This is a genomic window from Vermiculatibacterium agrestimuris (assembly GCF_943193085.1).
GTDB lineage: Bacteria > Bacillota > Clostridia > Oscillospirales > Oscillospiraceae > Vermiculatibacterium > Vermiculatibacterium agrestimuris.
Genome location: NZ_CALPCU010000003.1, coordinates 94,939 through 111,755, shown reverse-complemented (window position 1 = coordinate 111,755; position 16,817 = coordinate 94,939). Strand labels below are relative to the sequence as shown.

The following is a 16,817-nucleotide window of genomic DNA, read 5'->3' as shown; positions in this document are numbered from 1 at the left end:
GTACGCGACCCAAACAGACTTTAGCCGATGTAGTCCACCGGCCGGTAAAAGTCTGTCAGGGTCGCTTCATTTTGGATTCTGTTGGCGTCGATATCGTTGATATTCCGGTCGTCGTTCGCGTCACAAATACGATACCGGTAGACTTCCTTGTCATAATCAGGATAGTTGACCACTTCCTCATTGTCGCCCAGACGATGAGGTTCGATGATACGCATACGGATATCCTCCGAATCCTTCGGATCCGGAGCCGCCTCAGAGTCGGCCGCGCCGCCGCTGGCGTCCACGTCGCCCAGGTGCTTCAAAATCACCAGAGGACGGCTAAAGCTGCGGGTCGTACCGTCAAAATCGGTAAAGGTATAGGTCAGGGCATAAATACCCGGACGAATGAGCTGTTCGGCATTCGTCTCCCAATTTACCAGGGCAGTAACGCCCGTCAAACCGGCCTCGCCGTTGCTGTTCACCGTAAGCGGGCCCAGATCGATGGTCGCCGTCTCCGTTCCATTGAACCGGCCGGCTGTTGTCCCCACGGGATAGCTGTTTGTTGTTCCGTTGGGATCCAACAGCGCTACCTCCACAGTCCGCGTCAAAGTCTGATCCTTCACCGGTGTGCCGGTGCTGTCCAGCAGCTCCCTGATGCCGGGATCCTGGAATATTTCTCCCACATAGGCCACCAGGGCATAGTCGTTGCGGTCCAGATTCCGTTCGCCCCAGTTGGCGGGCCAATCGGAGTACTCGGCCTGCCACGCCTCGGGCCAATAGATATAGTCCGTCAGTGTCGCCGCTTTTGTGGGCGTATAGGCCGTTTCTGTAAAGCGGTTTTCCTTGTCAAAGGATTCCTTGGCTGCAGTCTTATCACCGGGCGCAATGTTGTCCGCATTCATGATCATACCGTAGGGCGTATTGCCGTAGGCAAAGGTGTGAATGGGGATATCCGTCTTGCGGATAAACTTCACCTTATATTTATCTACGCGCTCATAGCGGGTATTGTTCGCCGCGTCATAATAGCTGATGGTAATGGTGGCGGTCTTTGCCTTTCCGGGGTCGGGAGACCGGAAGGTCATCTCATGAGTCGTGGGCTGTACCGGCGTCGCAGCCAAGGTGCTGCCCACAGATCCTCTCACATCCAAAGGCGCGGTGCTGCCCAGGTCATCCAGCTCAATATGGACGTCGGGCGTAATGATCGCATTCGCCAAAGGCCCCTCGGGCGGATTGATGATCTCATAGGGCACAACAATATCATAGAGTGTCAGCTTCAGACCTGACCAATCCGCCTCCGCCGGCACCACCACCAGGTAATCGGTATGATCCGGGTCAAAGCCGGTCGTCCCATAGGTGGGATCCGTCATGTCGTACATGGTCTGTTCCTTGGGATCGGTAATACAGTCGCTCTCCTGCTCGCTGGCATAGGCGTGCAGGTCGGAAAGCCGCAACTTCGAGGGAATGGGCTCATAGAAGTCCACATAGACAACGGTATCCCGAGGCGGCATCCCTCCCGGCAGATAGAAAAGATACTCGCCATCCGCCGGTTTGTCGCTGGTGCCCATGGGCACATACTGGGTCAAATAGATCTTGGTATTGCTCTCGTCGTAATAATAGACTTCATAGTCCCCGTTGACATTTTTCTTGATGTCGTACTCATCCAAAGGCTTTACAGAGATCCAAACGGGATCGTTAGCCTCCAAATTGCTGCCCACCGGAGTATTGTCGTAGACGCCGCTGTCTACGCCGGTCACCGCACCGCCGGTACCCATTGCGCCATCCTCCGGGCGGGGCTGAACGGTGAGCTTATAGAGTTGCCCGTCTGTCACTTTAAAGCGGGCAATAAATGTCTTGGCAGGCTGCGTCCCGCTGTTAGCGGTGCCCACATAGATGTTGTCAATGTACTGTCCCTTCTCCAGGCCCAGAACATAGGTGATGATAAATGTAGTCGAGGCCCCAGGTGCCAGATCTGTGGCCGGAGGCTTGATGATCTCAAAATGCTGTTCGCCATCGGGAACCGGATTCTGGGTGGGCCCCAAGAGCGCGTCAATATAGATACCATGGATATCCGTGGTACCGTCATTGGTCAGGGTCAGCTCAAATTCCTGTTTATAGGCGTAGCCTTCCCGCACCGTATCAAACGCCACTGTCCCCACCTGGCCGTCGGGCAGGTTCAGAATATTGGAGGGAGCCGGAGCGCCTTCATAGGTCAGGCGCAGGCTCTCTTCCGGCGGAGTAACCTCATTCTGCACCTCCACCTTCACCTGGGCCACACGGTTAAACGGGTTTTCCACCAAGCCGAAGCCACTGCCGTAGCTGTGGTTCGAGAATAGATCGGGGCCATAGGTGACTACATCCCCCGCCGCCCAGTAAGGCGACGTGGCGGCAGGTGCAGGCGACGTCTGTAACCAGTTGTTCACAGAGAAGCTGCGCACCTCGCCAGGCTCCGCGCCGGTAACTCCGTCATAACGGGTATGTACAATGTAACCACAGTCCAGCGGCAGCACCACCGTATTGGGCAGCTTGCTGTAACGGTAGAAGGGGTACAGCCCCGCCTTGTGGCCGGTAAAGTCAAACTCCGGCCAATCGGTCGGGGACAGCGTGTCGCCGGGCCCAACATTATAGTTGTAAAGGTAAGCGTTCTGGCGGCGAGGCTGATAGACACGGATGGGGTCGCTGGTGCCATAGAGGCTCTCATGCACCACCACCGTGAAGTAGCCGCCCAGGTTGATGTGGCGGCGTGTGATCTCGCGCTCATCGCCGTTGTGTCCAAGGGCGCTGTCGCCGGGATGGGTGAAAATATTGTAAGCCAAGCCATTTGCCTGCGTTGTATGGGCGCCGCCATTGTTGTTCATTTGAACCGTGTTGCTGCTGAACCAGCTGGGATCGACCCGAACACCGTCGGGCCGGTAAATATCAAATGTACTGGTGCCCATCTGGATCACAGTGACGCCGTCATTGGGATCCACCGCGTTCACCGTGATGGTCTGGATCCCGTACAGGTCATTTACCGTCGCCGTAGCAACATACCTGCGCTCCACCACATTGTCGGCCTTGATGACCCGTTGCGCGTCTACATCAAAGTTGTCCGTCACTGTAGCCCAGGGATGGATCGCCTGGATATACTGCTGGGTGGGATCGGCACAGTTGAAGTTATAGGTACCCACGCCGGTGTTGCTGGCGATCTCAGCCGCCGTCGTGGGCCAATTCACCGGATTTGGCAGGGGGGCATTGTCTTCGCCTACCAAATCACCCATATTTGTGGTGGGCGTTAACACAGTCACCGGTGCCGTTCCGTTTGTCCATGTAGTCAACGGAACCGTGGGGATAGTGCCGCTGAGCACGGTGTCAAAAACCAAACGCCCCTCCTCAGGCAAAGCAAGCTTACCGGTCTCGTCCGGGAGATCGGGGTCGTTGATCTTATAACTCATTTGCAGATCGTTCGCTGTAATGCCTATCACCTTTACAGGCATTACCGTCAAGTGGACGGTGATAGGCGTGGGATATTGCTTGGTCTCGCCCTCTTCCTCGTATATGTAGGGCTGTTTGATCGTGTAGTCGCCATGTGTCGGGTCATAGTCTCCGGAGGCGTCGCCGGGAATCGGGTTCCCAGCGGCGTCCAGTTTCTGGAAGGTGTAGCCACCGGAGCCGTCATACCGGAACACATAGCTGTCACCGGTATTGTTGTCTACAACCGTCATCTCTTCCTTGCCCCAGAACATGGCCTCGTCCCGCTGATCGCCGTCGGGATAGGTCAGCCGGACAGTGGAGCTGTACCGCTGGAGGGTCGCCGCCAGATCCGCAGGAGTGGCGTCCGTATAGGCCTGATAGGCGTTGATCGTGACCTCTTTCTCCGCCGCCTCTGCCCGAATGATCACATCAGATATCTCATATTTGATGTGAAGGTTACTTTTGGGGATATTCGCATCGTTGGAATTATCATAGAGGTCGGCCTTGATATCCGTCTGATCCAGCTCATTGAGGAAGCCGATCGTCCATCCGGTGCGGTCGAAGCCCGTGATCCCGGGAGTCGCCTGCTCCAGCGGATACATCAGATCGTTCCCTGTCTGCCAGTCCTCCGGATGGGCTTTTGTCAGCATAGGATTGGTCTCAAAGGGCATATGGGAGGTCATTTCCTCCAGATGATCCGGATCCACCTGGAAGCTCAGCGTGCCAAGGTGCACCTTGTCCTCTGCCTCAATATAGGTGAATACCGTCTTCGCGCCTGTTCCCTTATCCACCGTCTGGGTCTTCACCTTGTCACCGGGCACGTCCGGCAGATCACCGATCTCCTTCAGGTTAAAGCCCAGCGCCAGCGCGCCGCCCACCGTGTCCACCTGGGTACGCACGCCTTCGTTCTCAAAGAGGAACGGGTCGGCGCTCCCGCCGTAAATGTCGGGATCGGTGGCAAAGAAGGCCGAGATGTCGCTGCCCAGGTCAGTTTCATTGTTGCTGACCCGGGAGGGCTGCCAATAATCGCTGTTGTACTTCAGCAGAAGGGAGCCGCCCATGAACTTAGGGACGTCGGAAACATAGACGTCCACCAGCGCCTGAATACTGCTGGAGCCGTCGCTGTTGAGGACGTTTTGAAGGCGCATGCCCTCTATGTGCAAAGTAGGGCTGGGTGAATCGGCCAGCAGGCTCACGCCGCCCAGCATCATCAAACCGCATGCGGCTGCCACGCCTGCCGCGGTCAAACGGCTGCGTTTCCATGACATACCGGCATCCCCCTCTCTGCCCTTTGGGCGGAAATTTTTATAAAAGGGCGCACTACACCCATGCTACATAATCATACATGATTATATTACCACGAACGGAAGAACTCGTCAATAAAAATGGTTATTTTTTATGTAATCCTATAAAATTATTTTTTCTTCCACATTCCGCCCTTTTCTCTTGGGTTTTTCGCTTAATTGTAGGGAAAACATCCCCTTTATCTTGATTCTCAAGGGAAAATGGCAACCTAAAAGCAAAGAACAGGAGCACAGCCTAAGCTGTGCTCCTGTTCTTTGTAACTCATGTGGATCCTGTCAGGGATAAGCGCCCAGAATCGGTTTCATGGAGGAATACATGGCGTCCATGCAGGTCTGCAGATCTGCGTAGTTGCCCAGATAGGCGGTGATATACAGCAGGTCAGCAGGCGAGATCATGCCGTCCATGTCGTAGTCCACGATCGTCATGGTCGGGGTATCCGGCGCGAAGGGACTTCCGAAGGCAAAGGTCATCAGACTGACTGCGTATGCCTGAATGGCCTCCTTTGCCTGGACGGAATCCAACTCCATACCCTCGAGCTCTTCGTAGAGATCCTTATACAGGAAGTCTGTCTCCACATCCTCCGTCGGGAGCTCGATGGTACCGGGAATTTCGTCCTTCTTGTCGGGCTTATCCTTGCTGCCGGAACCGCTGGAACTACCAGAGCCGCCAGAACTACTGGAGCCACTGGAGCTGCTGGAACCGCCAGAGCTACCAGAACTGCTGGAGCCACTGGAACTACCAGAGCTGCTATCCTTGTCGGAGCTGTCGTCCGTGTCAGAACTGTCGTCTGTATCAGAACTGTCGTCCGTATCAGAACTGTCGTCCGCATCGGAGCTGTCGTCCGCGTCAGAACTGTCGTCCGCGTCGGAACTGTCGTCCGCGTCGGAGTTGTCGTCCGTATCAGAACTGTCGCTCGCATCGGAGCTGTCGTCCGTATCAGAACTGTCGTCCGCATCGGAGCTGTCGTCCGCAGCAGAATAACTGCTCAGCCGGTAGCTGCTGCCCTCGCTGGAACTGGAGGCAGACACCGTGACTGTCTTCTCCTCAGCTTCGATCTCAGGCTCGGCCTCGTCCTCCGTGACCTCCTGGTCAGCGTTATCGCCATCCGTCTTCTCGGAGTCGCTGTCTGCGGGCTTATCGCTCTCAGAGCCCTCAGGCTTCTCCGGTACGATCTCGTCAACCTTGTCATCGGGCGTCTCTGGCGCCTGATCCGGCAGGTCGGGCTCGCCAGTCGCGGAGTCAGATCCATCCTCAACGGGAACATCCGGCTTTTCGATCTCGTCAGGTGCCTCTATCTCGCCCTCGTCGGGCAGGACATCGGGCAGTACGGGCTCCGGCTTCTGCATGCTCTCGTTGTCCACCGGCACGAAGGGCTCCATACTGGTATCCTCACCGAAGGTTATCGGCGGGTTGCCCATCCGGATCATCGCCACCTGGTAGAGCACCGGCACATCGCCCACGAAGGGATGGGTCACTACTGCGTACAGGTAGTAGTAGCCGTCCGAGATCGTATACGGTGTGTTCGCGGTATCGTTGAGCATCAGGTTACTGCCAAGCGAGTGGCCATGCTGCAGCGGGGTCTGCGGCGCGCTGTCGTCGCCGATCAGCTTCTCCCACTCAAAGTCACGCAGGCCGCCCTGCTCACTGAGGTAGTAACCCGCAATAGCGGTAACGGGATCCTCATCGGTATCCATATTGCCGTTCTTGTTCTCGTCGAAGTAGTAGTTCTGGATGTTCGAAACCACCAAGGAGCTGGAGGCCGGGTTCCCATAGTAGTTGACAAGGCTGGTACCCGGAGTCAGGATGTAGCGCATCCGGTCAAGGAGACGGTAGATGGCCATGGTCTGATAGATGCCCTGGAAGGTCTGGGAGGCATTCACAAAGAGGTCGGTATCCTTCAGGTCGATGTCGCCGTCGCCATCAATGTCGCCGGGATAGAGACGGGTGAAGCCGAAGTCGTACTGAGCCTCCAGCGTGGGACTGGCGGTATTGGCGTAGGTCTCCTCCACCAACAGGTTGTTGATGATGTAGTCCAGGTAGCCGTCCCGCTCGATCACCAGCATGTAGACGCCGGGCTCCCAAGGATCGTTGTTCATGTCGGTGCCGTTCGCCTTGATGGGAATGTCATAGGTGTGGACCATTCCATTGCTGTGCCAGACTTCAACCAGCTTGTTCTTGTTGATGGCCTCCACCAGATCGTAGCTGTAGCGGTAGTACAGCTTCTGGTTCTGGGCGTCCACCGGGCTGTTGTCGAAGTCGTCACCGATGACGCCTTCCGTCACCAGGTCGTTCAGGCTCCACCAGTAACCGTAGTCAGCGCTTTCGGCCTTCTTGTACAGGTGGACATGCGCCATGTTGTCTTGCACCGTGCGGATCTCGCCCACCAGGTGAGTCCTCAGCTCGGGCGGCTGACCATCGGTATCGCGGTAAACCGTGATGATGTAGATGCCCTTTCTGCCGGCTCTGTTGACTGTCACCTGGAACTTCTGCGTGCCGTTCTGGGCGGTATCCAGCCGGAAGTTGGCGGACAGCGTAAGCTTGCTGTTGCCGGTCTTGGTGGCAGACGCCGTCACCCAGTAGGGCGAGGTAGTGACCGTATCCGGGTCATTCCAGGTGGTAGCCGCAGACTGATCGTAGCCGCCGGGCAGCTCCGTGATCTCCACATCGACGTTCCGGCCCACGTCCACATTGATCTCCAGATAGCTCTGGAGGGTCTCTACGCGCACCGAGTACTGGAGCACTGTCGTGCTGTAATCCCAGCCCGGGCCGCCCACCGGCAGAGCCGGGTTGTTGGGCGTAGTGCCATGATAGATCCGCTCGTACACATCGGTGGGATCCGTGGTGTCCGTGACCCAGATCTTCATTGCCGAGGCCGTGTTGGCCCGCTCCACACGGATGGCATAGGTGTAGGCCGTGCTGCCATATGCGGGAGTAGAGTCGGCGTAGGTCAGGTCGCCGTCGGTGTGGACTGTGATGAAGATGTAGCTGTATAGCTCACCCGCATCCAGCTGAATGGTGGTGGTATCCTGCAGCGGGGCATTGTTTGTAATGATCTTATCGTTATAGTAGATCGTCACGTTGGTGCCCATCGCATGGCCGTAGGCCGTTGTCAGCTCCACATACTCAGAGGTGGCGGGGATCTTCACCGTGTACCAGTGCCACAGCATGTTCCCATCGAAGTTGTAGTTGGCCGGCGTGAAGTCCGTGTAGTCGTCGTTGGCCCAAGTCAGGGTCACTGCCGCCGCATTCTGGGCGTCGGTGGCTGTGGCGCCATGGCGCAACTCAACATTGAGCGCCTTGGCCTCCAGCTCGGGCACCGGGCCGCGCTGAACCAGGATCTTGTAATCCGAGGTCTTGTTCGTCGCAGGATCGTACATGCTGATGGTGAGGATCGTGCTGAAGTGCTCTGTCTTGTAGTAGTCCTCGCCGAAGCGCAGCGCGATCTCCGTACCACTGGTCAGGTTCTTGGCCATGCCGGGATAATCCGCACAGCTCAACTTGGCAGTATAGTTGGTACCGCTCGTGTTGAAGGTGGGCGTCAGGTACATGGTACTGTTGTAGTAATCCAAGACGACCTTGTAGGACAGGTGGTCAGAGGAGAAGCCCTCCGTATCCTCACTGGTGGGATCGTTGATGTTGGTCAGCTTTACCAGCTTACGGTCCGTATCATCAGGCTGCTCGATCTCCAGATCGTCCAGGGGTACAAAGACGATGGGCTTATCGGAGCGGTGCATCTTGATCTGATACACACCGGTCTGGGTCACGCCGTAGACGTCCGTGAAGGTAAGGGTGACCTCCACCGTGAAGTAGCGCACGATGTCCGCGGGATCGATGCCGTCGCTCTCGTCCTTGAAGTAATCCTGACGGAACAGTCCGATGAAGTGGCGAACTGCATCTGCGCCGGTATTGCCGTTCATCAGCGTCAGATCGGTGCCGGCGGCATTGGCGACGCCGGTATTGGTCAGCTTCGGCGTACCATCGGGGTTCTGCTTACTCAGCTTCTCCACAGGCGTGTAGCTTCCGTCCGGCTCAGTGAAGGGCGTGTGATCCTCCCGCTCGAAGGAGTCGGCCAGCACCTTCATGGAGATCTGTACATCGCTGTACTGGGGATACTCCGCGATGGCATAAACCTCGAAGTCAGGCTGGTACTTGTAGACCTCACCGTTATAGCTGCGCAGCGGCGGGTAGTAGCTCGGGGTCATGGAAGCGTTGTTCACGCCCAGATCCTTCAGGATGGGATCGTCAGTCCGGTAGACCTTCAGGGTGTAGATGTTGACCAGCTCGTAGCCGCTCTCGGCGTACATGGTCACCCGCAGCCGCAGCGTCATCTCATCCTCGTCCGTCGGGAAGGTGAACTTCACCGGCGTGCCCTGAATGACGGTGTACCGGTTGTTGTCCTCGTCCAGGATCTCCACATGGATGTCGGCAGTGCCGTCGCCATCCAAATCCTCCAGCGGCGCGTAGACCCAGAAGTCGGGGCCCTTGGCGGTCGCCACATAGCTGAACTGCGTAGGCTGGAAGGGTCTGGTGAAGGTGCCGGAATCATGGTCGATGGCATTGTCCTCATTCAGAGTGATACCGGTCTGGATCAGCAGGCCCTCTGTATTCCAAACGTTGTGGAGCAGCGGGCTGTAGTAGGTGCTGGTCACATCGTCTTCCGTCACCGTCACGGCCTGATCCAGGTCGTTGACGTAGAGCACGTACTCATCCACCAGCTGATCGGCGCCGTCGTAGACCTCCACGTCGAACCGGTCTCTGTCGGTGGTCATCTTCAGACCGGAGGGATAGTAGGGATCCATGACCGCTTTGTAGGTCGCTCTGTAGATAGAGCCGCTTACCTGGACAGGCGCGTTGCCGTCCCATTCGGCCTTCCAGCCGTTCACCGTCACCCAGGTCTCAGGCTCATTGCTGCCGTTCAGGGAGGTAAGGGCCTCCAGCGTCACAGTGAGGTGCTCCGTCCCGTTCAGGTTCACTTCAGCCGTTCCGACCTCGTCGCCCACGGTAAAGCTGTAGGGCACCGTAGTCGCCTCGGCTACCTCCACATCCAGCAGCCAGTTGGGATTGATCTGCTGGCGCAGGAAGGTGATGGAGTAGCGCTGGCTGGCCGTGCCGTCAGAAATCATGACAAAGGCCGTCACTTCACTCTGACCCGTGATGTCCAGGGCAGTGCTCACTGTGCCATCCGCCGCGGTGGTGGTGCCGTTGATCTGGGTGCTGCCTTTGATCGTCACCGTAGTGGCGTCAGGCCGCAGCGCCTTGGCGTTCACCGTCACCTCCGTGGCATTTGCGGGCACGTAAGCGTAGTAGTTGAGCTCTCTGGGCAGGCCGGCATTATAGCTGTTGGGCAGGAGCGTCAGGGTGCTGGAGCCGCCACCGGTGGTATTCTCCGCCGTCAAGTCGACCAGATCCTGCACCACACCGTTCCGGGCCAGCCGGTCGATCTTCACGCTGTAGTAGTTCACCGGATAGACTCCGTTGACGTCGCGCACCGCGAAGATGTAGGAGTTAATGCCCACTGCCAGCTTCACTTTTTCGCTGACCACGGTGGCGTACGGCGTATTGATGGTGGGATAGGAGCCGCCGCTCAGGTTGGTCTGGCTGCGTCCATCCTCCGCATAGCCCGTCAGCACCAGTTCCTCCACATCGTAGGGCACGGTGACAAAGTACTGGTTCTCGGTCTTGCGGAACACCGGGGAGATGGTACCTTCAGAGGTGGTGATCATGCTCAGGTAAGGCGGATCCTCGTCCTGCTTGAGCCGGACCACGTTGACGATGACACGGGTCTTGGTGTCTGTGGGATAGCCCAGCATATCCATGCCGTTGGCAACGATCTCAATGTAGTTTTCGTTGCCTACGTTGAGCCGGATGTCGCGGCCCACATTGGGCACGGTACCTCTGGTTCCGCTGATGCCATTGTGCGCATCCACCGTATTGGTGGCGGAATCCACCAGGATGCTGTTGATCCACAGCTGGGAAGCATCCGTGGCCCAGGCCGTCGTGTCAATGTGATCCACCTCATAGGGCACCACCAGGAAGTAGTATGCCTGGTCGCCGGTGTACATGGGCACCGGGAAGAGGCTGTCACCCACATTCAGGGAGGTGGAGACGCCGCTGATGAGGTTGCTCACCGTGATGGACATATCGTCAATGGTGGGATCCGGTCTCGGGGTCGTGTGCTCCGGTGTGGCGATCGTCTCCTCATCCTCACGGTTGATGACGACTGTGTAGTAGCGCTTGTCGCCGTCGATCGGATCGGTGACCTCCACCAGGACGGTGTTGTCACCCACCACCAGGTCATCCACCTGGAACATCTTGCCGGATGCGGCAACGTGGTTGTTGATAAGGATGGGATAGGCGCTGTTCGTACCGTAGTCGGTCTCGACCAGGATCTTCACACTCTCCTCCGTGTACGGGATCCGCACGAAGTAGGTGTTGAGGTCGTGGACGAAGTTGGGCATCATGTTGTAGTAGACCATGTTGGCCTCAGTGCTGTTCTCCTTCAACACCCGCAGCGTGGTGTTCGGGGCCACATCAGGCTCGCCGTCATCGTCCACGTTGGCATGGATGGTAAGCAGATACTCCTTGGTAGCCGTCACCACAGCGTTGGCCGGGACAGTGGGCACGCCGCCGTTCCAAGTGACCTGCTGGTCATAAACCGTTACGGTAAAGAGCACGCGGGTCTCCTCGTTCCGGTTGCAGAACTGGTTATAGGTGTCCTCGCTCCGGATATAGGTGGACACGCTGTAGTTGCCCGGTCTTGCGCCGGTGGCGCTCTTGACCTCGATCACAGCCCGGTCTGCCTCGTTCGCGCGAAGCACCGGCGTCAGATGGACGGTGTTTCCGTAAATGTTGTTGGTGATGTCTGTGATCGGCAGGCGCAGGAAGTAATCCACCCGCTCGCTGTTCCAGATGGTGGTCATGGCAGCGCCCACAGGCGTGTTGTCCATCTCGATGATGTCCGCCGTGTCGCCCCGGAGGGTATCGTCTATACCGCCGCGGTTGATCTCCACCTCGTAAGCGCGCTTGGTGGTGATCACGCCCGTTCCGGCCTGGTACTCCTGGGCCGTGACCGTAATGGTGACACGGTTGACGCCCTTGAGCAGAGCCACATTGGTCTTGACCCAGCCGCCGTCTCCCTCGTAGAGGGTTCGACCGCCTACCGTGCGCACCCGGATGTTCTTGATGCCGGCGGTCTGGTTGTATGCCGCCGCCCGGGCGATCAACAGGGTAGACTGCTCCTCCTCGGGAATGGCCGCGAAGTAGTCGAAGATAGTCGTGCCTTCGAACAGGGCCACCGCGGGCTCGCTGAGCGCCAGGTTATAGAGATAGCTGTTGGCCTGCTTGGTGATGTCGTTGTAGATGGTCACCGAGTGGTAACGACGGTGTCCGTTGCTGGGATCGCGCACCTCAATGACATAGAAGTTACTGCCGCTCTGGAGATTCAGGTTCACGGGGTTGGACAGGTTCATCCACTCGCCGTTGACCAGGCCGGTGTCAGCCACAGGCACCTGGCTTCCGCTGGTCACATCGTACAGGAACACCTTGTAGTTATTCAGGATACCCGCCATAGCCAGCTGGAGCTTGGCTACGTTCCCTGTGACATTATAGTAGAAGTTCAGGTCGTCAGGATGGACTGCCGCGTCTCTGGTCAGGGCGTTGTTGTCCACGGTGATGCTGGTCAGAGCAGACTGGTTCTGTGCCATCATCGCCGGGAAGCTGCTGTCGTTCTTCCAGAGGTGGATCTTGTAGGTGTTGGTGATGTAACCGGCGTCGGTGGGCATCAGCGTCACCTTGATCTCGATCAGGTACTCGTGTCCCCTCAGCATATCAAAGATGATGGGCTGAGGCGTCGCCATTGCGCCGGTCGCCGTGATCCAGCCGCTGTTGCAAGTCCAGTTCTGGTACAAAACGCCGTTGTGGGACACATAGCTGCCGGTGTTCAGGTCGGTCACATTGTAGACCAGGGAGTAGAAATCCTGGCTTCCGGGCGTCACATCATACACCACGGGCTGGAAGGTGATGCGGTCTGCCGCTGTGGCGTCCACGGCGTAGTCGTAATAGTTCTGCTCGGGGTCAAAGACCGGCGAGAAGTCGTAGTACGTGTCGCCATAGATCATCTGGATGTCCTTCAGCAGGGTCAGGCTGTCCTGATCGATGCAGCTGATAATGACATCGTAGGTTCTGACCACCGTCCGGTCTTCCGAGGTGACCTCGATCTTCATCACGTTCTCGCCCCTGTGGAGCGCCACACCATTGAGCGGGTCGCCATTGGGGTGATCGATCACCATGCCGTCGGGTCTTGTGATGCGGATGGTGGCATTCTCCACCGCCGAGATCTTCGGGAAGTCGATGGTGGTATGCTCCGTGGATACGAAGATCTCATACTCACTGGGCATATTGGGCCCTGTGTCCTCTTTCGCCGGGAATACCGGCTTGGTGGGCAGGAGCAGCGGCTGAGAGGGATCCTCGGGATCATTCTCCACAGAGGCCTCGAGCTCCGTCAGCCAGGCGTCATCGCTGAGCATGTAGATGTGCAGCGGATACATGAACTCAGGCTGGAGCGACGCCCGGTCATACTTCACGCCGATGAAAACCTCGTGGTACCACTTGCTGGTGCCGGTACCCAGATGCTCGGTGATATTGACCATGATCGGGAACTTCTGATCCATGGTGAAGCGCTGCGGCATGAGATGGTCGTGATCCTTCCAGTTCTCAGTCGGGAAGCTCACCTGCTGGTTCTCTTCGTCGAAGTTGACGTTGGAGATCAGAGTGTACACACGCAGCCAGGCCTTCAGCGTGCTGGCGGGCACGCCCACCTTGTAGGCGCCCATGAGGGCGGGATCCGGGTTGGTCTGCCAGTCATAGGCGTCCCAAGCCTCATTGGGATCCCATTCGGCCATAATGGGTATGCGGTTGTCCTCGCCGCTGATGAAGTCGGCATTTCTGGTGTCCACATAGATGGTCATGGCCTCCCGGGACACCGCAACGAGGTGCAGCGGATACTCGGTGATGTACACATCCTGAACCTTTCTCGTGTAGGTTCCGTCGCCGTTATCAATAATGGTCTCCTGGCGTGTATGGCTCACCGTGTTTCCGCCAATGTTCTCATCGGGCAGCGTCTGCACCGGGCCCGTGCCCAGGGTCTCGCCGGGCGCCAGTTCAGAGACGATGGTCTCGCCGTTATACTCGGCCCACACTCTAATGACGCCTTCGGTAACGGCTTCCTGATCGCCACTCGGGATCTCGTTCAGACCGTACTGGCCAACGTCGTGGGTCACGCCACTGGGCAGATTCGTCTCATAGTTCCACTCGTGGCCATAGTTGAACACGGCGATGGGATCGCTCTTGTTGCTCTGGGTGCCTCCCTGGCCGTTCGCGGGCGCGCCCGGCTTGTTGCTCATCATAAAGAACTGCGCCCGGCTGTTGTCCTGATCCTTGACCTTGGCCGTCAATCTGGGAATGGCGCCGGCCATGACATAAGCCGTGTAGGAACCATCCGCATTCCTCAGCACGTTCTCGCCGCTGGCGTTGCTCTCCTTGCTGGAGTTGGCGTTGGCGATACGCACCCACTGCAGACCCAGGTCGGCCTGCTTCCGCTTGATGGTGATCTCATACTCCTTATGGGCATAGCCGTCCTCGGCCGTCACGATGATCTGATACCGGTTCAGGCCGTCCTTCAGCGTCACCTGATGGTGGATCTCGCCCACATTGGTGGTCAGGGTCTCATAGGCGCCGGTCGCCTCGTTGTAGGCCTTCAGCGTGACCAGAGTGGTATTCAACTCGTGGTTGTGGTTGGCGATGGCGTAGATCTCCGCCACATTCACCGCGTGGTCAACTTCATAGATCCGCTGATCCACAATGTTCGGATCGTTCAGGCAGTTCTCCTCGTTGGGATTGCGGCCCAGCACGCCCCACTCGTCGGGCTTCAGCGTGGCGTCGTCAGAGAGCCTGTGGTAGCTGATGGTATAGGTCTTGCTGTAGCCGCTCTTGACCACCTCCATGACCACGGGGATGGTGATAATATCCCGGTCGGTCATGTCGATCTGGCGCTCCCAGATCACGTAGGCCGGCGTGGCAGTCCCCTGCGGCAGCACCGCGCCGCTGATCTCAGGATAATCCTGGGGTTGGTTGACGGGTATGCTGGGAACCGGCTGGCTGGCCGAGGCATCCAGACCCAGCGTGTTCTCGGGATCCACCTTCAGAATGATCTCCTCGCCATACATGCTGGCGGCAAGGAAGTCATCCAGGCTCATTCCGCTGGCGGGGTCATACTGGGCCGTGTAGATCTCCCGCATGGCCTCCTGATAGTGCAGGTTGGACTCCTGGGCGTCGGCGACCAGCGTGATCAGCGTCTTCTCCTCTTCACAGCCCACCGTGTAATCGAAGATGTTGGTTCCCGCCACGAAGGTCGGCGAGAGCGGCAGCGCGTCCGCGCTGTTGCCGAAGGTCGTGTCCTCCACATACTTCTGTCCCTTGGGCGTGGTGATGTACTGGTAGTGCACATCCTTGAGGGTCGTGCCGCCGGTCTGAAGCTCATTATCATACACGATCAACCGATCCAGCTGGATGGGCTGGTTGACGTAGTTGATGATGATGCGGTAGTGGTAGGTCTTATTGTCGCTGGTCTTCAGCTCCACCATGAAGACGTTGTGCTCCGTACCGTCATTGATGCTGTCGGCGTCCAGTGCCAGATAGCCTCTGTCGTTGACCGGATTGAAGCTGACCATCTGTGTGGGCGTCAGCTGACCGTTCTGCATCTCGTACTTCAGATAGTTGACACGGCTCAGCTGCAGCGCACTGGTGCTCGCGCTGGCCTTCACCTCGATCTTGGCGTACCGGCTCTCATTATAAACTGTGGCATGGCCGGTGAGGATCATCTCGCCATTATCGTCGGCCTCCAGGTTGAGGGTCAGATCCTTGCCATCCACGCGGATGTAATCCAGCCGCTCGTCCAGGGCGTTCTTGCGCACCATGGCGTAGAAGGTCTTGGTGGTGCCGTTGAAGTCCACCTGGATAGGCACCCGGGTGTCGGCGCCGGTCAACATGACGTTCCGGTTTTCCGCCCACTGGTTGTTGGCGGTAAGCGTGCTGGTCACCCAGTTGCCGCTGGCGTCGGTGCCCACGCTGATCCGCAGCGGGCCGCTGGCGTTGTGCAGCTTCTGCTCCACATCGGCGTAGGTGGCCGCCAGCTGTACCTGAGAGGTACCCACGGGGAAGATGACCTCGTAGTACACCTTGGGTATGCTCGTGTTCACATAGTGGTCGAACTTCTCCCGGAAGTTGGGCGTTGTGGGCGCAAGGAGGTAAGCGATGCCCACAGGCTCTCCCATGAAGCCGTCGCTGACGTAGTAGACCATATTCTTGCCGGACAGGTAGTCCGCCGTCACATCGCTCACCGGCTTGCTCATGGCCGTACTGCCGTACTGAACCAGATACCGGTAAGTGTCGGCGCTGTCCTTCACCATGCGGAACCCATTGTCGGTGCCGTTGATGTTCACCAGCAGGTCGCTGAAGTCGTCAAAGGCCTGGTAGACCCGCAGGGTGTACTCCTGATACACGCCCTCCTGCGCGGTGACCGTCACCTTCAGCGGGATGTTGTCAAATTCCTTCTTCAGTACCAGCTGTACCTGGAGGATGTTGCTGTCCACGCTGTTGATGGGGATGGAGACGCCCGTATAATCGGGTGTGCCGTCCGCTCTCTTCTGGATGCTCTTGGGCGTATCGCTCAGGTTGTACCTGTAAGCCAGGTAGTCGTTGCCGGCGAAGTCGCTGAGCTCCACTCTGGCGGAGATGTTGCTCGCCCGCAGGAAGATGTCCACGATCTTGAAGTCCTCGTTAGAGTCCTTCACCGTGTGCACCGTAGCGGCATAGGACAGCTGGCTGGTGACAGCCGCGTCTGTCTTATCCACCTTGACCTCGATCAGCTCCGTACCCACGGGGATGTTCTGAAGCCAGATGACGTACTTCTGGCTGGTGCCGTCGGGGGCGGTTACCTTGACATACTCAGGCCACAGCAGCTTGTTGTAGACATTGATGCCATCCTTGTCCTCCAAGGGGTTGGCGGTGGGATCGCGCCAGGTGTC

General features: G+C 57.9%; 2 protein-coding genes (1 of these 2 running past the window's edge). Both read right to left on the bottom strand.

Features of this window, described 5'->3' with window-relative positions:
- Positions 1-20: 20 nt before the first annotated feature.
- Positions 21-4,697, bottom strand: a complete 4,677-nt coding sequence (locus NFR87_RS01995; protein WP_251445603.1) for a hypothetical protein — start codon at positions 4,695-4,697, stop codon at positions 21-23.
- Positions 4,698-5,009: 312 nt separating this feature from the next.
- Positions 5,010-16,817, bottom strand: partial view of an RCC1 domain-containing protein gene (locus NFR87_RS01990; protein ID WP_251445600.1) — the end only. The gene runs 58,767 nt beyond the window's last position; 11,808 of the gene's 70,575 nt are visible here — the last part of the coding sequence; the start codon falls outside the window, past its right edge; it ends in the stop codon at positions 5,010-5,012.